The following is a 24,923-nucleotide window of genomic DNA, read 5'->3' as shown; positions in this document are numbered from 1 at the left end:
GTAGACCACATTCTACGGCTCTCTTTATGGAGGTTCTATGGAGGTCACGATTCGGCGCTATACCGCTGCGGATCGCACAGCGGTAGGCGAGCTTTCGATTCGGGCTTGGGCACCAGTGTTTGCTTCGCTGGCAGCAGCAATGGATGCGGCGGTATTCGGCCATTTTTATCCCGACTGGCCAAACGACCAACGCAAGGCGGTTGCTGCTGTGTGTGGCGCTGAAAGTAATCAGGTTTGGGTTGCGTTGCTTGATCAGCAGCTTGCTGGCTTTGTAGCCACAACCCTGCATCAAGCAACCAGCATGGGCGAAATTGTGATGCTCGCAGTTGACCCAAGTTATCAGCAACGAGGAGTTGGTGCGGCGCTAACCAAGTTTGCGCTTGAGCAGTTTCGCAATGCTGGCATGCGGGTGGCAATGGTTGAAACTGGGGGCGACCCTGGCCATGAGCCTGCGCGCCAAACCTACGCCAAACAAGGCTTTCAACTCATGCCAGTTGCCCGCTACTTTCAAGCCTTGTAAGCTTCTCTATAACAGGAGTTAACCATGCAGCACTATTTTCATGGCGCACTGCAACGCTGGCGCTAAAGCTAGAACATTGTATTATCGTTGGCCGAATCAGCAGGAATCGGTTGCAGCACATCCCAATGTTCAACAATCTTGCCAGCTTCATCAAGGCGAAAAATATCGATTCCGGCCCAATCGCGATCGCCGGGCCATGTTTGGTAGCAATGCAACACCACATACGATCCTTCGGCAATTACCCGTTTGAAGCTCACGTGTTTGCCAGGATACTCTGCTGCCATGCGCTCAAAATAGGCAATGAACGCCGCTTTGCCATCGGCGACTGCTGGATTATGTTGAATATACTGCTCACCAACGTAGCGTTCAATCGCTGCTGCTGGCTGACACTGGTTAAACATTAAATCATAAAATGCTTGAACATTATGTTTGTTTTGTTCTAGTTGATCATTCATGCTATCGCTCCTGTTACGCCGATCAGGCTGATTGTAGCAAGCATGTCAACTGAAGCGCGAATCGTTGCGCTGGATAAACCCCAATTGTAACCAGCCGCTCATGGGTTGGTTTGGAATAGTTAAAGGAATGTTATGCGCGTAGAGACTACCCCGAACTCACATGCCTCGACCAACGCTACCAGCGAGAAAGGCATTATTTTAACCTTGTTAATCGCTACTTTTGTGGTGATTCTCAATGAAACCATTATGGGTGTGGCCCTACCACGCTTACAAGCCGAATTCCAAGTTGAGGCCAGTACCGTGCAATGGCTGACCACAGCCTATCTTTTGGTTATGGCGGTGTTGATTCCAACCACGGGCTTTTTGATTCAGCGCTTTAGCACCAGAACGCTCTTTCTGACGGCGATGGGTTTATTTAGCTTTGGGACTATAACCGCCGCCTCAGCCCAAGGCTTTGAAGTACTCTTAGTTGGGCGAATTTTTCAGGCATCGGGCACAGCGCTTATGTTGCCCTTGCTGATGACGGTGATTTTGGTACTTGTGCCGATGGAACGGCGGGGAGCGATGATGAGCACCGCCAGCATGGTGATTTCGGTCGCGCCAGCAATCGGCCCAGCTATCTCGGGCCTGATTATGCAAGCCCTGTCCTGGCGCTTTATGTTTATTTTCGTTGTTCCGATTGCGCTTGGAGTGTTGATCTATGGCTATCTGCGTTTGGTGAATGTTGGCAAGCTTCAGCCAGCCAGTCTTGATATTCCGTCAATCGTGATTGCCGCTATCGGTTTTGGCGGGCTGGTTTATGGGTTTAGCCGCGCAGGCGAGCCAGGCAGCAGCCTCAGCGATCCGCTGGTGTTGAGCTTGATTGGAATAGGCGTGCTTGGCATCGCGCTTTTTGCTTGGCGCCAAACCCGCTTGGCTAGCCCATTGCTTGATCTGCGGGTCTTTCGTTTTCCAATGTTTACCTTGAGCGTCGTGATGATGATGGTTGTGATGGTCACGCTCTTTGCCTCGGCGATTTTGTTGCCTTTCTATTTCCAAGAAATTCGCCATTTCAATACCTTGCAAACTGGGCTATTTTTGCTGCCTGGCGGCGCCTTGATGGGCTTTAGCGGGCTATTCGTCGGGCGGATTTTCGATCGCTCTGGGCCGCGTGTGCTGGTTATTGGCGGCATGCTGCTAGTCGTGCTTGCGCTTTGGCAATGGACATCGCTCAATCCAAACACATCGGTCATTTGGCTCTTGAGTTTGCATGTTATCTTCAGCTTGGGGCTTGCCTGCTTATTCACCCCAGTGCTCACGACGGGGCTTAATCAATTGCCCCAAGCCTTGCACTCGCATGGCACCGCCATCTCCAACACGCTTCAACAAGTTGCAGGCGCGATTGGCACAGCCTTATTGATCACCATTATGAGTGCAGGTCAGGCCCGCCATTTACAAACGATCTCGCCTGATCCTTTGGCAGCGTTGAACACGGGCATCCAGCAGGCCTTTGCGGTCGCGGCAGGCTTGGCCGTAGTTGGCTTGCTCTTGGCGCTGTTTCTGCGCCGCACTGGCGAAACAACTGGTGAAACAAGCTTTATTCACTAATCTATGCTTGTCACGCATCCCTTACTTGATTTGGAGTAAGGGATGCGTGGCAAGTACATAATTACGATAACAGTTAAATCTTACGCACGCCACGGCTGATAATCGACCAAGGCAGGCTCAGAGCGAACCACTGGCAACACCACCCAAAAGCAACTGCCCTCGCCAACTGTACTTTCCACCCCAACTTGACCACCCAAGGCCACCACCAACGAACGCACAATCGCCAAGCCCAAGCCCCAACCATGGGCAACGCTGCTCGCTCGCGCATGACGCTCCCAAATTCGCTCAATATCAATTGGATCAATGCCCGGCCCAGTATCCTCAATTTCAATCCGCAGGGTTTGCTGATTGATGGCTCGCGCCCGAACCGTAATTGTGCCAGTTTCGGTGTAGCGCACAGCATTGCTGATCAAATTGTGCAATACCTGCCAAACCCGATCGCGATCGCTAATCAGGGTGGGCAAATCTGGCTCAATTTCAATTATCAAGGAGCAGCGTGGGCTGAGTGTACTTTTGGCAACCGCAGCAATCTCTTCAATTAATGAGCCAAGCTCAATGGTATGGCGCACAAATGAGAGCGATCCGGTCATTAACGTTGTTGCATCAACCAAATCGCGTACCAGCCGCTGAATGTGCAACACCGAGCCATACGCTTGGGGCAACAAACTGCCCAATGTGGGATCAGGAATGAGTGAAGGCTCGCTTTGTAATAATTCCAGCGTGCCTTGCAAAAAATGCAGCGGATTACGAATATCATGAGCCACAATCTGATTCAATTCAGCCACGCTCATATTCGCCAATGCAATCGGCGGTTCATCGGTGGCTGGAGCACGCAACTCAGGCATCCAGCGTGCAATTTGGTGGGCCAATAATTTGAGCGCTGCCACATGAACTGGCGTAAAGCGATGGGCCTGCGGATCAAAGGTACACAACGTTGGGGTCAGGGCTGCGGTCGAGGCTGGAATCGGCACCCCCAAATAGGCCCGAATTGGGGTTTCAAGCCGCGAAAGCAATGGTTGTACCCGCTGATCACTTGCTGCATCGCCGACAACCAGCGGCTGAGCCGTCACATCAATATACTGACAAAAGGTATCTTCACGCGCCAAAATGCTGCCAGCTGCCAAATTGCCCGTCGAGGCTGGGTAAATTGCCCGAATATATTGATGGGTTCGATTTAGGTCGCCGATTAGCGCGGTTTTGGTGCCAGCGACCTCACATGCAACTGCCAGATAGGTCTGGATTGCCCGATCAACATCATCAAATTGCATTGTACTCAGCATTGCTAAACGCTCTAATACCTCCTGTTCAGCAGCGCGATCAGGATCATGCTGATTCATAGCGAACTCACTTTCTAGCACCATTGCTCAAACCACAATCAAACAGCAACGCTGATGATGTGTGAATAATCCAAGCTCATCAATACGATTAATTTAGCTTCATCGTCGATCAATAATGCTGGTTTTAATTGGTATCGTTGCCTATCGCTCGCTAGTATACAATGCAATTGAGGCCCAAAACGAGCGAGGTTAAATGTCGGTAGCGTTTCCATTAATCTAAGCAGGTAGCGTTCCAGTCATGTTGCTTGTGTGTCGAGCGCAACAGTTGACAGTTGCTAGGGGTTTTACGATCAAACTGCATTGAATTCAATATCAAATGTGCACAAACGAACCGCTGGAATAGTGAGGATGGATTGATTGAAGCTTAACCAGCGCTTTAGCAAAGCATCATCCTCGGGCTGTACCCTTCGATGTATCCGAAAAATGCCACAATCGGCTATACTTAGGCCCACACCCACGGACACCAATTCATTCCTCTTGCATGGCACAAGGAGACCACCAGTGGCCGATTTAGTTCCTAGCACAGCTTCAGCCCATCCAGTTAATGATCGACGGGAGATCGCAGGTTGGCGGCTTTACGACTGGGCAAACTCAGGTTTCACCACAACAGTGATTGCTGCCCTTTTTGGGCCATTTTTAGGGGCCTTGGCCAAAGAAGCAGTTGGTGATAATGGCACAGTGCTCAATTTGGGCATCTATACCGTTACCGCCGAATCGCTCTACCCCGATGCAGTTTCGTTATCGGTGTTGCTCCAATTTCTCTTTTTGCCATTGCTCGGCGCATTGGCCGACTACACCAATATCAAAAAACAATTATTGATGTTCTTTTGTTTGTTGGGCGCTGCGGCCACAACGATCTTGTTTATTGCGACGCCCGCAACCTATCTTTTCGCAGCACTAGCGTTTGTGGTTGCCAACCTCAGTTTTGGGGCTTCAATCGTCTTCTACAATGCCTTTCTTAACGAAATTACCACCGAGGACATGCGCGATAAGGTTTCGAGCCAAGGCTTTGCCTTTGGCTATATTGGCGGCGGGGTGCTGTTGGCCATCAACCTTGCGTTGGTAACATTTGCTGAGAAAATTGGCCTGACAACCGCTATGGCGGTGCGCATATCCTTAGCGTCTGCTGGTTTGTGGTGGGGTATTTTTGGCTACTTTGGCATCAAGCGGCTCAAAAATCGCGCTGCCAGCCGCAAAGTTCCAGCAGGCCAGCATTATCTGACCGTCAGTATGCGCGAACTCTGGACGACCTTTCGCGAACTTAAGCGCTTGCCCCAAACCTTGCGCTTCTTAATCGCCTATTTGCTCTACAACGATGGCATTCAAACGGTCATCGGTATGTCAGCGGTGTTTCTGTCCAACGAACTCTTCCTCGCCAAAGGCCTACCCGAGGATGATTCGCAATCGTTCTTGCTTGGCTTGGTGCTGATGATTCAGTTTGTAGCTTTTGGCGGTGCGTTGGGCTTTGAACGGATTTCGCGCAAAGTTGGCACCAAAAAGGCAATTCTCATCTCGCTGTTTATTTGGACAGGCGTGATTGTGTATGCATATGCCTTGCTTGATAGTGTGCTGCAAGCTTGGTTTATGGGTGCAGCCATCGCCTTGGTGCTTGGTGGCTCGCAATCACTCTCGCGCGCTTTGTTCTCGCGCATGATTCCGCATGGTCGCGAGGCTGGCTTCTATGGCATTTACGAAATCTCCGAGCGGGGCACTTCGTGGATTGGGCCGTTTATTTTTGCGCGGGTGGTAGCTGAAACCGGCTCCTATCGCCAAGCAATTCTCTCGTTAATTGTCTTATTTGTTGGTGGGATTGTGATTCTCCTTTTGACCAACACCACCAAAGCGATTCACGATGCTGGCAACCAATTGCCTGAGGAAGCAGCAGCAACTCATAGCTAAACCCATTCGATTGATTGGTTCAACCAAGCATCAACGTTGATGCTTGGTTTTTTGTGGATAGGAGCAGCGTGTGACTGCGCGTGTGATTATTGCTGCCGCCCATAGTGGCAGCGGCAAAACCTTGTTAACTGCTGGCTTGATTGGGGCGCTGCGCCAGCGTGGCTTAAGCATTGAGCCCTTCAAATGCGGCCCCGATTATATTGATCCAGGCCATCATAGCCTTGTTGCTCAACGCCAATGCCGCAATTTAGATGCGTGGCTATTTAGCGCTGAGCAATTACAACGCCACTTTTGCCAGATCGCAGCCAACGCCGATCTCGCAGTTATCGAAGGCGTGATGGGCCTGTTCGACGGCTATGGCGCGTTGGATGATACAGGCAGCACCGCCCACATTGCGCGGTTATTGCAAGCACCTGTGGTTTTAGTGGTTGATGCTGGTGGCATGGCGCGCAGTGCAGCGGCCTTAGTCGCTGGCTTTCAGCATTTTGATCCTCAGGTGCAGATCGGCGCGGTGTTGTTGAACAAAGTTGGCAGCGCGCGCCACGCCGATTTATGCGCCAGCGCGATTGAGCAACACACTGGGATTCCATGCTTGGGCTATTTGCCGCGCCAAGCCCAATTCAAACTGCCTGAACGCCATCTTGGCCTTGTCACTGCTGATTCTGCTAAGCAGACTATTTTGGCAACGCTTGAATCGGTGGCGACAACATTAAACAGCACCTGCCAGCTTGATCGCTTGCTTGCATTGGCGCAAACTGCGCCAGCAATCGACCTTGAGCCATTAGAACGCACTACGATCGAATATCCACAGCGGCCAGTGATTGCGGTGGCGTATGATCCGGCGTTTAGCTTTATCTACCCTGAGATGCACGAATGTTTGCAGGCAGCAGGCGCTGAAGTGGCGTTGTTTAGCCCGATTACCGATCAGCAGCTGCCTGCTGGCTGTGCAGGGATCATTTTGAGCGGCGGGTATCCTGAGCTGTATGCTGCCGAGTTGAGCGTAAATCAGACGATGCTTAATGCATTACGTCAAGCTCATGCAAGCAACATTCCAATCTATGCAGAGTGTGGTGGGTTAATGTATTTGACCGAAGCGATTGTTGACCACGCAGGCGCTGCTTGGCCGATGGTTGGCCTCTTGCCCGGCGCAAGCACTATGCAACAACGAGTTAGTTTGGGCTATCGCACGGTTCATACCTGCCACGATAACCTTTTATTCAGCGCAAATAGCCACGTGCGCGGCCACGAATTTCATTATTCGCGCTGGGAAAATCCCGATCCAAGCAAGGCTGCTTATCGCGTGATTGCGCCTAATGGCACAACTCAGCACCACGAGGGCTATCAGGCAGGCAATTTGCTGGCAAGTTATATTCATCTGCATTGGCTGGCCAACCCAAGCATGGCGCAACGCTTTGTCGCAACCTGCCATGCTTGGGCCAAAGCAACGTAGGAGGTGAGGGAACAACAATTTAGATCTGATAGGTTAGATCTTTGATCTGATTGAGTGCGGCAGTTTGCAAGCGCCCAGCCAGCTGCTTATTGCGAATATGACAAGCCATGCCAACGATATGCATGGCTTGCATAATTTGGTCGGCAAGTTGCAAGCGATAGGGCTGTGGTGGCGGGCGATCAACTAAGCCATCAAGCTCGTCGAGCAAATTATCGGTTTCAAAATAAGGCAACGGTGGCGGGCGATCAAGCATATCTTCAGCCAGCCAGCCAGTCAGCGTGCCAGCATAGGCAGCAAGCTGGTTGGCTTGATCGTGAATGAATGGGCGCAAGGTATCAAGCCGATAAACTCCGCGCTCGCTAGCGCTATAGCGCTCGGCAACCGCCATTTGCAGCAAGCTGCGTTGCAAATTCATTGCAAGCTCGCGTACATCGCATGGTGGAATAGGAATCGGCGGTACGGCCAAGCCATTCTCAACCAAATCAACCCACCAATTTGGGCGGGGAATCGGCCACCACCACGGGCAAATATCATCGCCTGGGTATAATCCAGCCATGCTTTGGGCATCAATTAAGCGTTGAGTTTGGCTTTGCAATTCAGCCAAGGCCAACTGTTGGCTTAGTTCGGCAAATTCAAGCTGATCAGCATAGAATGCCAGCGTATAGCCATCGAGGCTGCGCAGCAGATCCAAGATCAATCCGCCAGCCTCAGGAATTGGCTCATGGCTTGGAATTTGCCCAGCATAGAGCCGAAAACGCCGCTTGGGCCACCACCATGGCCGCGCAGGCAGGCTCTCGTCAGGATTTGGTCGATAGCTCACAAGGTCACTTGTACCCCGACCAACCAAAGCTTGCAGATTGGTTGTAAAATCTTTGAGGCCAACGGCATAGACTTCGGTGCTAAATGCCTGATCTGCCAGCTTGGCGCTCATCGTGAGCAAGGTGAGTGCACGCAGACAACGAATGCTGATTTTGGCACTTGGTGGCAGCGCCATTTGCTCAAGCATGGTTGGGCTAGCACTTGAGGCCGCCGCTGCGTGGTTTTGATTGCCCAACAGGCTACTTGCGGCGACTGCTGCCAAGCCACTGCTAGCGAGAAACCTGCGGCGTGAATGTGGTTTATTTAGTCCATCCATCACAGAACTCCTTTGGTTTGCTCGGTGATCGAGCGTTTGATGGATGCAGCTTAGCTCAAACCAACGCTTAAAACTTGACATTTTCTACCAACAAAGAAGGCTTTTTTCGGATGGAACATCAACGCCCAAACCCTGATCATCTGCTTGAACGAATTCAACATACGAGCCAACAAGCGCAACGTGGGCGATTAAAGGTCTTTTTTGGGGCGGCAGCTGGGGTTGGCAAAACCTACGCCATGCTCCAAGCTGCCCAACAACGCCACGCTGAAGGGGTTGAAGTGCTGGTTGGCTATATCGAAACCCATGGCCGCGCCGAAACCGATGCGCTCTTGGTTGGCTTGCCCCAACTACCAGCCTTACAAGTTGAATATCGCGGCACAACCCTGCGCGAGTTTGATCTTGATGCGGCCTTGGAGCGCAAACCAAGCTTAATTCTGGTCGATGAATTGGCTCATAGCAACCCGCCCAATTCGCGCCATGCCAAACGCTGGCAGGATATTGACGAGCTGTTGCATGCGGGCATCGATGTCTATACCACGGTCAATGTGCAGCATCTGGCCAGCCTCAACGATCTGGTGGCCCAAGTTACTGGCGTGATTGTGCGCGAAACGGTACCCGATGCGGTGCTTGAATCCGCCGATGAAGTGGAGTTAATCGATCTGCCGCCTGATGAATTGCTTGGGCGCTTGAATGAAGGCAAGATTTACATCGCCAGCCAAGCAGCCCAAGCGGCGCGTAATTTTTTTCGCAAAGGTAATTTGATCGCGCTGCGCGAACTGGCACTGCGGCGTACAGCTGATCGGGTTGATGCTCAAATGCAGCGCTATCGCTCAGATCACGCGATTCCTACCACGTGGCCAACCCGTGAACGCTTGCTGGTTGGGGTTGGGCCAAGTCCGCTTTCCGAGCGCTTGGTGCGCGCAACTCGCCGCATGGCCACCGATCTACGCGCCGAGTGGATTGTGGCCTATGTTGAAACGCCCAAACAGCTGCGGCTCAGCGAAGCCGATCGTGACCGCGTAACCGCAACCTTGCGCTTGGCCGAAAGTTTGGGCGCCCAAATCGTGACCCTTGGCGGCATCAACCCGGGCGATGAAATAGTGCGCTATGCCCGTCAACGCAATGTTTCAAAAATTGTCGTTGGCAAGCCAGCTAAGCCGCGTTGGCGCGAATTGCTGTTTGGCTCAATCGTCGATCAATTGATTCGTCAAAGTGGCGAAATTGATGTCTATGTGATTAGCGGCGAACACGACGACACTCATAACACCCAAACCAAGCCAAGCCAGCAACCAAAACCAGCAACCATAAATTATGTCAAATCAATCGGCATTATTGGCCTGTGTACGATCGTGGCCCAAGCTATTTTTCCACATCTCGAACTATCAAATTTGATCATGCTCTATTTGCTGGGCGTGACGTGGGTGGCGGCGCGCTACGGACGCGGGCCAGCGATCTGCGCCTCGCTTTTGAGCGTAGCAGCGTTTGATTTTTTCTTCGTTCAACCCTATCTGACCTTTGCCGTCTCCGATGTGCAATATCTTTTGACCTTTCTGGTGATGTTGGTCGTCGCCTTAACCATCAGCACGCTGACGGTGCAGATTCAGGCGCAGGCCGAAACTGCCCGCCAACGCGAGCGCCGTACCGCCGCGCTGTATGCCATGACCCGTGAATTTGCCAGTATTCGCGGCTTGGATAATTTGCTCCAAACCGCCGTGCAGCATATTAGCAGCGTCTTTGAAGGTCAAGCAGCCATTTTGCTACCCAATGCCAAGGGCCAAGTCCGCGCAGTTGTCGGCCACCAAGCAGCGTTCATCAACGATCAACGCGAATTAATTACCGCTCAATGGGTCTATGATCATCAGCAAAAAGCTGGCATGCACAGCGATACCTTGCCCAGCGCTCAAGCCATGTATCTGCCCTTGGTTGCCACACGTGGGATTGTCGGTGTATTAGCCTTGCAACCAGAACAACCCCGCCGTTTGCTCGACCCAAGCCATGGCCATTTGCTCGAAACCTTTGCTAACCAAACCACCGTCGCAATCGAACGCGCTCACCTTGCCGAGGAAGCCCAAGCTGCCAGCGTGCAAATTGAAACCGAGCGCATGCGCAACTCGCTGCTTAGCTCAGTTTCCCACGATCTGCGCACGCCGTTGGCAGCAATTAGCGGCGCAGCTAGCACCTTGCTGGATCAGAATAATCAGTTTGATCAGCAAGTACAGCACGAATTGATTCAGATGATTGCTGACGAGGGCGAACGGCTCAATCGTTTATTAAGCAATTTGCTCGATATGACCCGTTTAGAAGCAGGCGCGGTGCAGGTGCATAAAGAATGGCAAGCGCTCGAAGAAGTGATCGGCACCGCTCTCGCTCGCCTAAGCCCGCAGATCGACCAACGCCCAATAAGTATCGACGTACCAAAACAAGCCTTTGTGGCGTTCGATAGTGTTTTAATCGAGCAAGTGCTGGTCAATCTGCTCGAAAATAGCCTCAAATATACGCCGAGCAGTAGCCCAATCGAAATTCGCGCCATCCAACAAGTGGCGATGATCGAGGTTCAGATTGCCGACCATGGGCCGGGGATTCCAGCAAGTGCGCTGGAAACAATCTTCGAAAAGTTTTTCCGCTTGCAAACCAATCGTTCAGCCAGTAGCGGGGTTGGGCTGGGCCTAACGATTTGTCGCGGCATTATCGAAGCCCATGGTGGTACAATTTGGGCTGAAAATCGCCCAACAGGCGGCACAATCTTCGCCTTTACCCTGCCAATCGACGGCCAACCGCCGCAAATCCACGAGGAATAAGCTATATGTCAAATGCCATCAGTGTTTTAGTAATTGAAGATGAAGCGCCAATTCGGCGTTTTCTGCGGGCCTCGCTGCCAAGCCATGGCTATGCGCTGATCGAGGCTGAAAATGGCGAGGATGGCTTATTACAGGCGGCCATGCAACGCCCAGCAATCATCATTTTAGATTTGGGCCTGCCCGACATGGATGGCTTACAGGTGACCAAGCGCTTGCGCGAATGGACGAATACGCCGATTATTGTGCTCTCAGCGCGCGGGCGCGAGGACGATAAAATTGCCGCCCTCGATGCAGGAGCCGACGATTACCTGACCAAGCCCTTTGGCATGGGCGAATTGCTGGCACGCTTGCGGGTTGCCTTGCGTCATCTGCACCACCAAACTGGCGAAAAAAGCGATCCAAGCTTTCAGGTTGGTAGCTTGCGCGTCGATTTGGTGCGGCGCCAAGTGTTTGTGGCTGAAGAAGAAGTGCATCTCACGCCCAACGAATATAAATTATTAACCACGTTGGTGCAACATGCAGGCAAAGTGCTGACCCATCGCCAGCTTTTGCGCGAGGTTTGGGGGCCAGCCTACACCGAAGAAAACCACTATTTACGGGTGTATATGGGCCAATTGCGGCATAAACTTGAAGCTGATGCTGCTCGCCCACGCTATCTATTAACCGAGCCTGGGGTTGGCTATCGCTTGGCAATTGAGTAATTTAGCGTTGCAGCGAATTCAACAGCTCGCGAATGCGTTGTTGGGCTTGGGGTTCGCTGGTGCTGGCCAAGGCTTCGGTTAATTTCTGAATCGCTGCCGGAATTTGGCCAACCTCGATATAAGCCGTGCCTTGGGCCTCAAGCAATACCGCCCGCTCTTCGGGATTGGCATTGTGCTGGGTGATCGCTTGATCAATTAATTCAATCGCTGTGGCCTCAAACTGGGCAATCCGCGCCAATTCTGCTTCGCTACAGCTATTTTTTTTACAGCGCGCAAGCTCGGTTAAGGCCCAGTTGTGGTAGGCCAAGGCCTGCGTTCGCGCATCGTATCCGCGGTTATTAACAATCGCCGTATATTGCTGGTCTGCTTGCTCCCAATCGCTGTTTTGGCTAGCCAGCACTGCTTCTTCTATAACCATAGGCCGCTCAAACAGCAATGATGTTTGCGCCACTTCGCGCAAGCGATCATCAGCCGCAGCCGCACCATTGCCCTGAATGGCATAGGCATACGAACGAGCATGATAAAACTCGCGCCACACCGTTTCGCGCACAATCAGCATTGCCCCAAGCAACAAACCAAAACCAACAATCGTTACCCCTGTGCGCCAGCGCCGATCCTTGCCGCGCCGCACCCCAAGCTGATAAATGCCCTCGCTAAAGACATAAACTCCAGCGATAAACAACGAAACGCTGAAAATTGGCACCCGCACAATCGCGCCATCGGTGATGATAAATAGCACCATCACGATAAAGCCAATCATCGCTGCCAAACTTGGCAAACGCTCATCCAAGGCAAATTCATTATCTAGGCGTAAAGGGCGAATTACCGTCCAGAAGATGGTTGGGCCAATCAGCAAAATCCCGCTAAAGCCAACCAATTGAAGAATTGCATAGAAGGTTGCTGGCAAAAATTCTGCCAGATTCGGAATCCAGCCATTAACGCTGGCAATGATCAGGCTCAACAACAGCGTGCCAAGCCCAATCACCCCGCCCCAAGCGCTACGCAACAAGCTAATATTGGCGCTTAGATAGCTCATTTGCGCCCCAGCTTCCCGCGCACGTTTCTCAATCAAATAGATAACGCTGTTGTACCAGCCCGTAATGCCATCAACCCGCAGCAACGGCTGCATGGTCGAGCGCACAAAACTTCGCGAAAACACCATCAACGGGCGTTTCCAAACCCGCCGATCAGCGGTAATAATTTCGGTCACGTCAGCCCACTTAATCCGATGCGATTCATGACCAGACGAATCGTAATGAATCAACTCATCGGGCGTGAGGGTGTGCACGGTTGGCTGATTATTGCGCAACTGAGTCATTGGCATATACCAGAGCACAATCAAGCCCAACACGCTATAGCCAACGCCCGTCGCCACCAGCATAATCAACGGCGAGATAATCAGCCGATACCAAGGAAAAATATACACATCAGCAGCAGGCAAGACCAAATTATTGCTTGCTTGGACAATCGTTTGATTGCCAACCGTCGGCGCAACAATCGCCGCAAAAACCAAAATCAAGGGAATCAGCAAAGTTTGACCAACTTGCAAATAGGGCAGCAGAAAGCGTGGAAAGCGCGCCACAAAGCGTTGGGTTGGCTCATCGCGCAAGATTGTGCTAATTTCGGTGGGGTAGGTTAATTCCGAGCGACGCCAAGTACGTAGCTCGTATAAAATACGTTCGCGACTTAGCACCGAGCCAATACCCCGCGCCCGCACTAGCCCTGCCTGATAGGTTTTGAGGGCAGCTTCAGTTTGGCCAGATTCCTGCAAGGCGCGGCCAAGCGTCGTCAGCACCCGAGCTTCCCAACGCCCATCATCAACCGCCCGAAACACGGTCAAGGCCTGATTGAGCATATCGATTGCCTGAGCAAAATCGCGTTTGGCGATTAATGCCCGTGCCAACGTCACTTGCACTCGCGCTTTGCGATATGGCTCTTCGCAACCAGGCCGTTCGAGGCTCTGCTTGGCCAATTCAATGGCCTCATCGACGCTACCAAACAGCACATCAATATCGATTAAGCGCATCTCGCAGCGAATCAGATTCATTTGATCGTTTTGTTGGCGAAAGATTCGATAGGCGGCCATGGTTTGTTCGCGCGAGGCCCGAAAAATCCGCGCCAGCAGCCAATTTTGGTAGCGTAGCAAAATCAACGGTTTGGGCACTGCTGCCCCCAAACGGCGCAAAATGCTGACCAAAAGAAACATCGGAATAATTGCAATCGATTGAAAAACCTTGGCAAAAGCGCGCGCAATCGGATATTTCTGAATCTGCGGTTGATGCCAACCACCAGCGCTGACCGCAATTTCATTGTAGGCATCAGCAATCCCAAGGTGGGCCTCAGCCTGCTGGGCTAGCTCAATTTTTGGCGTTGCCAAGGCCTTTTGATACGATAAAATCGAGGCCGACCACTGCCCAGCCTCAACCTGCACATCGCCCAAGCTATTAGCCAGCAACACATACAACTCAGGGTCAAGATCATCGCGCTTTAACAAAATTTCAAAACATTCAATCGCCTCGTCGAGCCGCACCATGGCAAAATTCATCTTGCCACGATAATAGAGCAGCCAATCGCGCACCAAGGGCACGAGAATATTGCTTTGCTCCTCGGCAGCCAGCAAAATAGCCTCAGCTTCGGCCATACGATGGGCATTAAAGGCCGCATCGAACAAATTGCGAAAGCGCAAGAGTGCACGTTCAACCTTGGTCATTGCTTGGGTCAGCACATCGGGATCAGTGCTGGCTGGTTGGGTTAGCTCATCAGCAAGTTTTGCTTGGCTCACACTGCTGGTCGAGGCCAGCAGCAAATCATAGGATACAATTTCGCGCAGCCATGTCGCCCGATTTTCAACCATCGTCGAACCCATACGCCGCTCGAAATAGGTATACAAACGCTCATGGATGCGGCGCAATTCATCGGGACGCAAGCGCCAATCGCCAAGCAAATAGTTGCGCACATCGTCGATAAAGGCATAGCGGCCCTCGCCAATTTGGCGCACAAAACTATATTCAGCTACTTGTTGCAAAATATTGGCATTATTGCCATCATCGCGTTCACGCAACACCGCCAAAATTTCTGCATCAAACCAGCGTGGAATCGCACAGCGGCGCATCACTTCTGCTTGTCCGGGCTTCATACTGGCCAGAATTTGGGTGATCGAGAGTTGCAGCGCATTGCTGACCGTCGGCATAATCGGCGTGCCACAGCGCGGACAAAACAGGCTGGTTGGCCGCAAAAGCTGTTCGCAACTGGGGCATTGATGGGGTTCAGAGCCAGTCATCATCGCCTCCGCTCGCTTGCGATCGCAGAATGTTATCGGCCAACATCGCGAGCAATTGAGGTTGGCCAGTGCTGCCTTGAAACAAAGCTTTGATCACATTCGGATCATCATTGAGGCCACGGCGCTGCACCAAATATTCCTTCACATGCGGCTCGGATAATAAATCTAAGCCAGTTCGGGCAATCAAATGATCCCATTGATTATCGAGTTTAGGCACTGAGCGGCCAGCGATCACCACAACCACATTGGTAATCAAGCCATCGCGAATTTGCGGCAGCAAATGGCCCATCAGCCACGCTTCCGCTTCAACAGTGACTTTATCGTAGGTATCGAAGAAAAAACAGAGTGGGCCTTGGCTGGTCAAGCTTGCCAAACATGCAAAAAAAGCCCCGCTCAAACGATCTTGCAAGGCTTGGCGCACCACAGCATTATCTGCATTAATCACAAACGAATTATCTTTGATCACATTGCCAGCAATAACTTCGCCAACATTGACATTCGAGCCGGAGAAAGTGTTACTTTGGCCAAGCAAATTATTAATTGCATTGGTATTAGCAGCTCCAGTTTCAATCCGCACGGTTGGCTGGGTTACCTCGTTAATTGCTTGGGTAAACAGATTGAAGGCTGCAATCCCGAAGCCATCGCGCGCCCGCCGCAACAGGGCCAAAAAATCAAAGACGATACTATCGGCAAAATCAATTTCAGTATTCGGAATGCCCCGCCGTTGGCATTCAACCCGCATAAATTCGACAGTCCACGATTTGCCCAAGCCCCCGCTGGCCTCGATCAGCATAATTCGTTTAGGAGTTTGGCCTTGGAGCATTTTAATAAAGCCAGCAGTTTGTTTTTCGCGGTTTACAAAAAGTTTGTCGATGCTCTGCATAGGCGTTGCTCACCACTCCAGCAAGCCTGCGCCGCTTGCTACGCACGACGCAGGCTTGAAAACAGCCCTAGATCACATTGCGTTCGGCGTGCAATTCGCCAGCAGCAAAGCGTTCGATCCGCAGCTCGTCAATTGCAATTGAGTGAGCGCGGCCATCAAGAATTTCTTCGGCAATCAGCAAGCCCGTTGCAGGCGCATGCATCACGCCATGGCCGCTAAATCCGGCGGCATTCAGCCAGTTGGGGCAATTGGGCATGCGCCCAAGAATTGGCAGGTGGTCGGGCGTAATTTCATACGAGCCAGCCCACGATTGACGCTCAGAGAGGCCAGCGCGCTCCAAAATTGGAAAGCGATTGAGCATTGCTTCCAAGACCGTATCCAGCCAATCCCAATCGACGGTGGTATCGTGCGATGATGGCTCGTTATGATTGCTCAACCCCATCAAAACCGTATCTTGCTCTTTGCGAATGTAGGCACCTGTGCCAACATCAATCGTCAAAGGAATATCTTTGGGCAAGGCAGGAAATGGATCGGAAACGTAGATACAGCGGCGATAGGGCTTGATTGGAATCTCAAAGCCAGCGGTTTTGCCAACTTCGCCAGCATACGGGCCAGCAGCATTGACCACATAGTTGCAGCGAATGGTGCCTTGCGGAGTTTGCACCGCCACGACCTGATCATCGGCAAATTCAAAGCCAAGCGCTGGTGCGTCGCGAAGCACCTTCACGCCCAAGGCGCGGGCCTTGTTCAAGTAGCCCATGGCAATTCCATGCGGATCGACAAAGCCATCTTCAGCGCAATAGGTTGCGCCAACAAGATCGCTAATGTTTAATTCGGGAATGTAGCCAGCCGCCTGTTCTGGTGTAAGCACCTCGACGGGCACATTGAGGCTGAGTTGCAACTCGATCACTGCTTGATAGGCTTGCCATGCTGCCTGATCATTAAACAAAAAGAGATAGCCATGTTGATGCAATTCGGCATGGCCGCCAATTTCTTCGGTAAAATGTTTGTAGCGTTCGATACTATATTGGGAAAGTAAGATATTGGTGCGTGATGAGAACTGATGGCGAACCCCAGCCGCAGAACGAGCAGTTGAGCCAGTAACCTCAACCGCCTCTTTTTCTAACACCACTACCTCGGTACAGCCCCGCGCAGCAAGATGGTAGGCAACGGAAGCCCCAATGATGCCTGCCCCAATAATGACGACCTGTGCTTGGTGAACCATTCCGAACGATCTCCTTTGATGTGCAATGATGTTTGCACTATTGTACCAAAGGATGTGCGGCTATGGCAGCCTATTTTGGCCCAAAATGGCCCAACTATTGACCGTCTTTGGGTGCTGGTTGGGCATAGCGAAATTCAGGCAGGTTACTGACGCGCGGCATCGTAATCACGTTGGTTTGCTCGATCATAATATCAACGCCGTCGATCTCATTCCAAATCCGAATCAGGCCACCAACCCGATTTAATGCGCCCATCAAGGTTTCTTTATCGCCAATCGCTTGAATCGTGTAGGGTGCGTGCTGAATTTCGCCATCAATATACAATTCGGCGTTATCATCTTCTTCGATCCGAGTGCGGGCAATAATTCGCCGTCCGTTGATGGCAATTGCTTCAGCGCTTGCATTGCGCACTTCGTTGGTCAAGGCAATCACATCGGCAGCGCGCAAGGGATAATTAATTGTAATCGTGACCCCAGCGCCTTGGACTTGCACCGCGCCAGTATGCAATTTATAGCGATTTAAATCGCCAGCCAATTGATCGAGCGTGCTTGTGCCATTCGATTGAGTGCGGCGATACTCGTCGTTTTGTTGGCGCAAGCCATTGATTTCGCGCTCGGTCGCTGCATTGCGGTCGATCAGGCTAATCATCAATTCGGCGCGTTGCTCAGGCGAAAGCTTCACCACATCGTTGGCAATATTTTCATAGGTACGGAGTTGGGTTACAACGGCAAAACCAATCAACATACACATCAAGGTCAGCAGGCTTTGGCGCAAGATGCCGCGCCGAATTCGCAACGACTTCATGGCGCAACCTCCATATGGCGGTTGGCCAAGGGGCCAGTGTAGGCAGGCACTTGGACTTGGGCTTTTTGTTTAACATCCACCCCAATCCCATATTCGCGCTGGCGGCTCCACAAATCGGTGAGCAATGAAGAATTGCTGGCTGCATTGGCCAAGCTGGTGGGGTCGCCAATGGCCCGAATCGTAAATGGCGGAGCCATCAACTCTTGATTGATCAGAATTGTTGAGCCAACACAGTAAATTGAAGTTTGATCAGTGATCCGTTGATCGTTGATTGCAATTGCTTCTGCGCCATTGCTCCAGAGCACGCCAACCAAGGTGACGAGCTGTTGCTGATGAATGATATAGCGATTCACGTCAGCAACCTCATCGGGCAACGAGTTGGCGTTACTATCGTTGAGCGTGACGACAACCCCAGGCCCGCGCATGGCAACTAGGGCCGCTAGTTGTTGTTGCTGATCGATTTGGGTGCGAATTTCCTCGAAGTTACTTTGGCTAGAGGTCGACTGCTTTTGCAAATCTGCTTGTTCATCGCGTAAGCGGCTAAGCTCAGCATTTAATTCTTGCTGATGCTCGCGCAGCGTGCTGATGCGATCGACGCTGAGGCTGGCTGAGCTATTGCGCGAACTACTACTACTTGAGAGTGCCACTTGGGGCTTGACCGACATGAGCATGCCGACAAACAACCCGCCGAAAAGCAAAGCGAACAGCGACAAAATGGCACGGTTTTGGGGTAATAGTTGACGCATAGGTGCTCCCGCAGGGCTATGGCTCAACGCGGATGGTAAATTCGCGCGTGTTATTGCTGGTAAGGGTTTCTTGGCTAAGTGGTTCAGCGCGCACAATTAGGCTATACACATCGGCATTGGCTGGTATCGCTCCCTCAGGCTCGATCCGCACGACGATAATTTGGCCAGGCGCCAACTCATTGACGCTTCTACTACCACTTAGCATAAGTATATCATCACTCGTGCGGCGCAACCGCGCATTAACTTTAACATTATAGGCGGTTAGCAGGCCACGATTTTCCAAAGCGACCAAAACCGCGTATTTATCGCTAATTGGCAAGCGCGAACCTTGCAAGGCAGGGTCGAAATCGACGCTTACCACCGCAACATCATAATCATCACTGGTGATCGATTCTGGTGGAGCTGGCTTGGGTTCGACCGCGATTTGGCCACAGCCAACCAATAAAAACAGACACCATGTGAATAATTTAAGCCGTTGCATAAAAACCTCCAAGGGCATAGCAAATCATAGCGATCAGCACACAGGGCATTAATCGAGCTTGATGATTGTGCCAGGGCCGTTTAATTGTCCTGATAACGCAGCGTGCAACTGTTGAGGACCACAAATCCAAATTTCGAGCTGTGGTGCATGTTGGACTAATTGCCACATTGCTTCAACTTTATTGCGCATGCCTCCGGTGACATCAACGCCATGCGAGCCACCGAGCAGAGCAATAATGCTAGCGTAGTTTGTCCGATTAATCAAAGCAATCGGTCGAGCAGCGGCGTTTTGGCGGGGGTCGGCATCGTAGACGGCCTGTTCGCCAAGTAAAATGATTCGGCTTGGTTGGAGCGTGCCCACCAAGGCACTAAAAATCCGTTCGGTTGACGCAATCGTGCAGCCTTGAACACTATCGAGCAAAACATCACCATAGACCACTGGAATCGTTCCCGCAGCCAGCAAGCTGGCGATCTGCTGCGTACCAAGCGCTTGAATTTCGCCAGCCTTAGCAAGGCCCGAGGCCATTGGCTGGATGCCAATCGCCGGCAATTCAGCATCGAGACATGCACCGACTACCGCGCGATTGAGCCGCGCCATCGCATCGGCCACCCGGGCCACGCCCCACCAGCTTTGGTCGTCGATAATGCCTTGCGCCGTGTGATAGCGTTCAGCCCAATAATGGCCAAACGAGCCACCACCATGGCCAAGCAAAATCGGCTGGGTAGGATGGGCCTGGCGCCAAGTTGCTAGATCAGTCACAACCTGCTTGAGCGTTTGGTCGACCAAGCGCTCGGCGCTGGTTTTATCGGTCAACATCGAGCCGCCAAGTTTGATAAAGATTGGCTTATTCATCGCGAATGATCAGACGCTCCACAACATGGCGACGCAAGGTTCCCTGCTCATCAAACTCTTGCCACTCGCGCTGGCGCAAAAACACCCGCTGCGCAGCAGCAGGCCGAGTTGCCAAGGCCGTGGTTTGTACGTCAGGCTTTTGACGCTTGCTCAACAAATTCGAGCCAAGATCGACCGCTAAGGCTGCTAAACCAAGCGCCACCGACTTCGCCACTGGGCTGCGCAAAATTGGCGATTGCCGCAGGCGCGAGGTTAAGCTGGTTGGAGCCTTAGTTGCAAGGCTGGTTGTTGCGGTTGGTTGCGTCAAATCGGCCCCACACCCAACGCAATGAGTTTGATCGAGGTTATTGCCAGTTTGGCACTGCCAACAAGGTCGTTCAAGCATACGCCACCTCCTTCACAGGTGGTACTATTGTACTAGAAATCTGGCAATCCAATGTTGGGGCTGGATGAGTATTTAAAGAGGCAGAAAATACTACGATTTGGCATAGGAATAAGCTGATTTAAAGATAGGAGCGCGATGCTTGATCTCGACTCATATGCAGGTTTACGCACCTATTTTCAATCGATGTAGGCAATTGATCCTCAAGACTTGCGCTGGAATGCAGCGCTTACAAGCCTAGAAACGTGGCATGAACTTCGTCAAGCTAGCCATATCAATCAAGCTGCACTAATCGCACTGATTCAGACAATCAATAGCTATAAACACCAAAGTAGCGGCTGGTTTGTCCTCGCCTTGTTGATTAATAACTGGATCAATGACAAGCTATCGATGCACCAACACTTTTTGAGTGGAATCCACGCAAATAGCATCGCACATAAATAAACGCCCCATAAATTTATGAGGCATTTTCGCTGTTTGGACTAGGCTTGGGTTGGCCTTCAGGATCAAAATGGGCTTTGGTACGTTGCTCGACGGTGGCACGCGGCAGCATTACTTTATGCTCGCAAGTCATGCAGCGCAAGCCAATATCGGCTCCCAAGCGCGTGACCCGCCAGCGATACCCGCCACATGGATGGGGCTTGCGCAGTTGCACAATGTCGTCAAGCACTAAATCTAAACGGGCCACAAACTCACCTCGCTTGCTGAGCAAATGCAGTCAAGGCCGCAGCAAGATCAACGGTTATCACGCCTTCGGCAATGACATTAACCTGCCAGTCTTCGCCAGCCCGCGCCATCCATTCGCGCTCGCCATCAAGCGCAATCGCACCACTGCGCAACTCAATCCGTTGCTCAGCATGCAAATAGCTGTGCTCAGCGATCGGCACTGGCGTAATCATCCCTGGCGCAATTGGTACGTTGATGCTGCGCCCACTACCAAGCAGCACATGCACCGCTTGCGCTTCAGCAGGTGCAATGCCAGCATGGCCGCCAATCGCCGAAAGCCCAACCGTGCCTGGGGTTAATCGCGTGGTAATTAATTGCTGTACTTTGCTAATTTCCCACACCGCCCGCCCGCCAAGGCTATCGGCAACGCTGGCCACATCAACTAAGGCGATATCAAGCAATTCGTGGTTGCGATAAATTTCAAGCAAGGCATGGCGATTGATTGCCTCAGGCGCAAAACATGCCACGCTGCCAGCAGCCAAGCCAGCCAAAGTTGGCTCGATTGTTTGCGGAAAGGCATTGTTGGTTCCGGTCGAAAGCGCCAAAATCGGCATCGAACGCGCACCTTTGATCGCAGCTCGAGCTGTGCCATCGCCACCAAGCGTGATCAAACAATCAATGCCTTGCTGTTCGGCTAAGCGCGCGGCCAAGGTTGTATCATCGGCGTGATCATACCATTGGCCCTCGAACGGCAGCAAGCCAAATGGCAATTGTTGGCGTTCAGCAGCGTTGCGCACAATCCCAGCATGGTCGGGCAAATACCAGACTTCAGCAACTGGCGTAGCCGCCAAGCCTTGAAGCACCCGCCGCACAATGCTGGTTTTTTCGTTGTTCGAGACGCTCGACGCATGGCTGACCACTCGTCGAATGTCTTTACTTGAGGCTGGATTGGCAATAATCGCAACACTGGTCATAACTACCGATCTCCAAAAATTGATCCACGAAGGGCACGAAGGGCCGAAACCGCGAATTTCACGAAAAATCTTCCGCTAGCCCAGAGCCAATAGCCTCACATCCTCTGCGCCTCTGCGTTAAACTCACTCCACAAGGAGCCGCAACCGCGAAGAACGCGAAGGTTTCATTTTTCGCCACGAATTCCACGAATTGCACGAAAAAAAATCTTCCGCTAGGCCATAGCCCAAAGCCTATAGCCATTCTCTGTGCTCTGCGTTAAACAACCAATCCTGATGGCCAATCCCCTGTTCCTATGCTCTATGTTCTATACTCTATGTTCTGCTCCCCGACCCCCAACAACCGATCCCCGAACCCTACTTTTGCAGTTTGCGCAACAAGGCTGGGATATTAGGGTAAAACCCAACCCCAAGCAATGGTGGAGCAACTGGGCTGCCGTCTGCATTCCAATAGCGTTGGCGCAAATCGCTGCCATTTGGCAGGCGCAGGCTGTAGGGAACGCCCAACACTTTGCCTTCGCCAACCCGCAAACCGCGTGGTTGCGAAAATTCCTTGAAAATTGCGCCCAACAACAGGCTAATCCCTGAAAAGATGATCGTTCGGCGAAGCCATGGTTTCATCGTAAACTCCTCAGCAATTTATGGATACAAATAGGGTGAACTTGGCATCTCAATTGATACTAAGGTTCCAGCAATTTGGGGCACGATCGAGCCATTAATTTCAGCTGGCACGAATGTTCCTTCAACCCGCACCCATTGATCGTTGGCAAAATCTGCGCCGTTGCTGGCCTTCACCCGCAACGATAAAGCGGTACCATCAGCGGTGCAGCAGGTGACAACATAGCGCCCAACTAACACTTCATCGGCGGGCAAATCGGGTGTGCGATAAACAAAGCCCTCGAAGGCTGCTTGCTTATCGCGCAACACCGCAAGATCGCTCTGGCGCACAGCGGTCGTCCATTCAAGCAACGTCCAGCTTTTGCTATCATCAGATAAATTGGTTTTCCAGCGGGCAAGCAAATTATCGCTCGAATTGGCATTTAAGGCCTTGCCAGAGACCAAATTTGCGCCCAGCGGACGGGCAGGAACTAATAAGGCAAACGCTACCGGAATCGTCAACAAGGCCAACATCCGTTTGGGAATTGCTGGGGCCTTGGTCAGTGCCATGCCCAGTGCTGCCAGTAGCAAGACAATTGCCGTCGCTACCAACAAGCTAGTATAGCGCGGATGAATATATAAATTCAAGCGGTTGGTTTGCCATTTGAAAATAATCATGGCTCCCAAGCCAAACATTACTGCAATCGAGAGCCAACGCTCAAGCACTTGACGTTGCATTCTGCACCTCACACCAAAACAACATAGCTGATCAAGCCAGCGATAATTGCGAATAACGCTGCCAGCACGACCATCGCCACCACCGCTGAGCGCCGGAAGGTTGAGGTCAGCATCAACGTGCTTTTAATATCGATCATCGGGCCGAAGACCAAGAAGGCCATAACTGCGCCAGGATGGAACAAGCCAAGGAACGAAAGGGCCAAGAAAGCATCGACAGTTGAACAAACTGAAAGCAGCACTGCTACCAACATCAGCACGACAATCCCGACCAAGGGTGCAAAAAAGCCGATGCTACTATCGTTCAAGGTTAATAATGCTGATTGGGGGATGAAGGTTTGCATCGTGGCCGCCAGCAACGAGCCAATCACCAAATATTGCGCCATCTCGAAAAACTCAGTGCTGCCATGGGCAATTAAGCCCGCCAAACGGCCTTTTGGTTGGTCGTGGGTGTGGTCGCACGCGCCATGATCGTGGTCGCAATGGCTGTGGTCGTGATCATCGTCGGCAGTCAGCGAAAGCGGGGTCAAAATGGCCTCGCGCTTAATTCCTGCGCCAATAATCAAGCCAATCGTCAAAGCAATCACGATCGTAAAACCAACCCGCGCCAAGGCCCAGCGTACATCGCCAAAAGCAATTGAGGTTGAGATTAACACAATAGGATTGACAACCGGAGCAGCCAAGGCAAAGGCAATCCCCATTGGCGCAGGTGCGCCTTTGCGCAACAAGCGCCGACTGGTGGGAATCGCGCCACACTCACAGACCGGAAACAACAAACCTAAGAGCGAGCCAAACATTGAAGCACCAAAGGCATTTTGGGGCACAAAACTGGCCAAATGCTGGGGCTTCACAAACTCGCCAATTAAAACCGAGACAATTACGCCTGCACTTAAAAAGGGCAAGGCTTCGATAAAAATCCCTTGGAAGGTCGTAACCAAGCCTTGCAGTTTATTGGTTAATGGGGCTAAATTGCTGGGCACAAGCCAACCGCTGGCTAGCCACAGCCCAAGAATGCCAATTAACGGTGCGAAAAACAGAAGCCATTTGCGTTGGGTTTTGGATTGTACATTGACGCTGACAACAGCCATGAGGATACCTCGTTGGTTCAACTGCTGCCATGATACCCGAAAATCTCAGTGCTGAAAACAGCAAGCCGAATGGTGATCCACGAAGAGCACGAAGAGACACGAAGGATGGGAACCGCAAAGGGCACGAAGATTTTTAGCCACCGATTGGCGCAGCTAAAGTTTTTTGGCCACGAATTCCACGAAGCATGTTCCGATAGCCCAAAGCCTATCGTCAGACTTTATGCTCTATGTTCTATGCTCTTTGTTCTTTTTGCCTTCTGACTTTTGCCATTCATCCTTCATAATTTGGTTATGTTCTATGCTCTTTGTTCTATGTTCCTTCTGACTTCTGCC

General features: G+C 51.8%; 22 protein-coding genes. 6 read left to right on the top strand and 16 right to left on the bottom strand.

Annotated features, from left to right (window positions below):
- Positions 1–37 precede the first annotated feature (37 nt).
- Positions 38–520 carry a GNAT family N-acetyltransferase gene (locus SE18_RS01905; RefSeq protein WP_054532731.1) on the top strand — a complete coding sequence of 161 codons (483 nt, stop codon included), beginning with the start codon at positions 38–40 and terminating at the stop codon, positions 518–520.
- Positions 521–588: 68 nt separating this feature from the next.
- On the opposite strand, the gene SE18_RS01900 is transcribed toward SE18_RS01905, so the two are convergent.
- Entirely contained in the window at positions 589–975 is a 387-nt protein-coding gene (locus SE18_RS01900) for a nuclear transport factor 2 family protein (RefSeq protein ID WP_054532730.1), read from the bottom strand.
- Positions 976–1,107: 132 nt separating this feature from the next.
- On the opposite strand from SE18_RS01900, the gene SE18_RS01895 reads away from it, so the two are divergent.
- Complete coding sequence (locus SE18_RS01895) at positions 1,108–2,562, top strand: MDR family MFS transporter (protein WP_054532729.1); 1,455 nt, start codon at positions 1,108–1,110, stop codon at positions 2,560–2,562.
- Positions 2,563–2,642: 80 nt separating this feature from the next.
- Here the strand turns inward: SE18_RS01895 and SE18_RS01890 are convergent, their stop codons facing one another.
- Positions 2,643–3,899: a GAF domain-containing sensor histidine kinase gene (locus tag SE18_RS01890; RefSeq protein ID WP_054532728.1), complete on the bottom strand. Its 1,257-nt coding sequence runs from the start codon at positions 3,897–3,899 to the stop codon at positions 2,643–2,645.
- Between the two features lie 501 nt (positions 3,900–4,400).
- Between SE18_RS01890 and SE18_RS01885 the strand changes: the two genes are divergently transcribed.
- Both SE18_RS01885 and SE18_RS01880 read left to right on the top strand, forming a co-directional pair.
- Complete coding sequence (locus SE18_RS01885; protein ID WP_054532727.1) at positions 4,401–5,798, top strand: MFS transporter; 1,398 nt, start codon at positions 4,401–4,403, stop codon at positions 5,796–5,798.
- A gap of 70 nt (positions 5,799–5,868) precedes the next feature.
- Positions 5,869–7,248, top strand: a complete 1,380-nt coding sequence (locus SE18_RS01880) for a cobyrinate a,c-diamide synthase (protein ID WP_054532726.1) — start codon at positions 5,869–5,871, stop codon at positions 7,246–7,248.
- Between the two features lie 19 nt (positions 7,249–7,267).
- Here the strand turns inward: SE18_RS01880 and SE18_RS01875 are convergent, their stop codons facing one another.
- The gene (locus SE18_RS01875; protein ID WP_054532725.1) at positions 7,268–8,383 is read right to left on the bottom strand and encodes a hypothetical protein; all 1,116 of its coding nucleotides are present in this window, start codon (positions 8,381–8,383) and stop codon (positions 7,268–7,270) included.
- Between the two features lie 110 nt (positions 8,384–8,493).
- On the opposite strand from SE18_RS01875, the gene SE18_RS01870 reads away from it, so the two are divergent.
- Both SE18_RS01870 and SE18_RS01865 read left to right on the top strand, forming a co-directional pair.
- Positions 8,494–11,181, top strand: coding sequence for a sensor histidine kinase (locus SE18_RS01870; RefSeq protein WP_054532724.1), 2,688 nt, complete (start codon positions 8,494–8,496; stop codon positions 11,179–11,181).
- A gap of 5 nt (positions 11,182–11,186) precedes the next feature.
- The gene (locus tag SE18_RS01865) at positions 11,187–11,882 is read left to right on the top strand and encodes a response regulator (RefSeq protein WP_054532723.1); all 696 of its coding nucleotides are present in this window, start codon (positions 11,187–11,189) and stop codon (positions 11,880–11,882) included.
- Position 11,883: 1 nt separating this feature from the next.
- Here SE18_RS01865 and SE18_RS01860 read toward each other — a convergent pair whose 3' ends face one another.
- The 13 genes from SE18_RS01860 to SE18_RS01795 form a co-directional block, all read right to left on the bottom strand.
- A complete protein-coding gene (locus SE18_RS01860) occupies positions 11,884–15,162 on the bottom strand; it encodes a tetratricopeptide repeat protein (RefSeq protein ID WP_054532722.1) in 3,279 nt (1,092 codons plus the stop codon).
- Positions 15,149–16,045, bottom strand: a complete 897-nt coding sequence (locus SE18_RS01855) for a hypothetical protein (protein ID WP_054532721.1) — start codon at positions 16,043–16,045, stop codon at positions 15,149–15,151. Before SE18_RS01855 ends, SE18_RS01860 begins: the two co-directional genes overlap by 14 nt.
- Before the next feature lie 67 nt (positions 16,046–16,112).
- A complete protein-coding gene (locus tag SE18_RS01850) occupies positions 16,113–17,297 on the bottom strand; it encodes an NAD(P)/FAD-dependent oxidoreductase (RefSeq protein ID WP_330218460.1) in 1,185 nt (394 codons plus the stop codon).
- Positions 17,298–17,364: 67 nt separating this feature from the next.
- A complete protein-coding gene (locus tag SE18_RS01845) occupies positions 17,365–18,072 on the bottom strand; it encodes a DUF881 domain-containing protein (RefSeq protein WP_054532719.1) in 708 nt (235 codons plus the stop codon).
- The gene (locus tag SE18_RS01840) at positions 18,069–18,818 is read right to left on the bottom strand and encodes a DUF881 domain-containing protein (protein WP_054532718.1); all 750 of its coding nucleotides are present in this window, start codon (positions 18,816–18,818) and stop codon (positions 18,069–18,071) included. The genes SE18_RS01845 and SE18_RS01840 overlap by 4 nt, the downstream gene beginning before the upstream one ends.
- A 16-nt stretch (positions 18,819–18,834) precedes the next feature.
- A complete protein-coding gene (locus SE18_RS01835) occupies positions 18,835–19,299 on the bottom strand; it encodes a YajG family lipoprotein (protein WP_054532717.1) in 465 nt (154 codons plus the stop codon).
- A gap of 48 nt (positions 19,300–19,347) precedes the next feature.
- Positions 19,348–20,151 carry an isopentenyl phosphate kinase gene (locus SE18_RS01830; RefSeq protein ID WP_054532716.1) on the bottom strand — a complete coding sequence of 268 codons (804 nt, stop codon included), beginning with the start codon at positions 20,149–20,151 and terminating at the stop codon, positions 19,348–19,350.
- Positions 20,144–20,536: a hypothetical protein gene (locus tag SE18_RS01825; RefSeq protein WP_054532715.1), complete on the bottom strand. Its 393-nt coding sequence runs from the start codon at positions 20,534–20,536 to the stop codon at positions 20,144–20,146. Before SE18_RS01825 ends, SE18_RS01830 begins: the two co-directional genes overlap by 8 nt.
- A gap of 454 nt (positions 20,537–20,990) precedes the next feature.
- The gene (locus SE18_RS01815; protein ID WP_054532713.1) at positions 20,991–21,221 is read right to left on the bottom strand and encodes a DUF951 domain-containing protein; all 231 of its coding nucleotides are present in this window, start codon (positions 21,219–21,221) and stop codon (positions 20,991–20,993) included.
- Positions 21,222–21,225: 4 nt separating this feature from the next.
- Positions 21,226–22,173 (bottom strand): NAD(+)/NADH kinase, encoded by a 948-nt coding sequence (locus SE18_RS01810; RefSeq protein ID WP_054532712.1) that lies wholly within the window; start codon positions 22,171–22,173, stop codon positions 21,226–21,228.
- Between the two features lie 354 nt (positions 22,174–22,527).
- Positions 22,528–22,791 carry a hypothetical protein gene (locus SE18_RS01805; RefSeq protein WP_054532711.1) on the bottom strand — a complete coding sequence of 88 codons (264 nt, stop codon included), beginning with the start codon at positions 22,789–22,791 and terminating at the stop codon, positions 22,528–22,530.
- A gap of 18 nt (positions 22,792–22,809) precedes the next feature.
- Positions 22,810–23,505: a TIGR03943 family putative permease subunit gene (locus SE18_RS01800; RefSeq protein ID WP_054532710.1), complete on the bottom strand. Its 696-nt coding sequence runs from the start codon at positions 23,503–23,505 to the stop codon at positions 22,810–22,812.
- 8 nt (positions 23,506–23,513) lie between these two features.
- Complete coding sequence (locus SE18_RS01795) at positions 23,514–24,590, bottom strand: permease (RefSeq protein WP_054532709.1); 1,077 nt, start codon at positions 24,588–24,590, stop codon at positions 23,514–23,516.
- Between the last annotated feature and the right edge of the window lie 333 nt (positions 24,591–24,923).

The sequence above is a fragment of the Herpetosiphon geysericola genome (genome assembly GCF_001306135.1).
Classification (GTDB): domain Bacteria; phylum Chloroflexota; class Chloroflexia; order Chloroflexales; family Herpetosiphonaceae; genus Herpetosiphon; species Herpetosiphon geysericola.
This window is presented reverse-complemented; position numbering and strand designations above follow the sequence as displayed.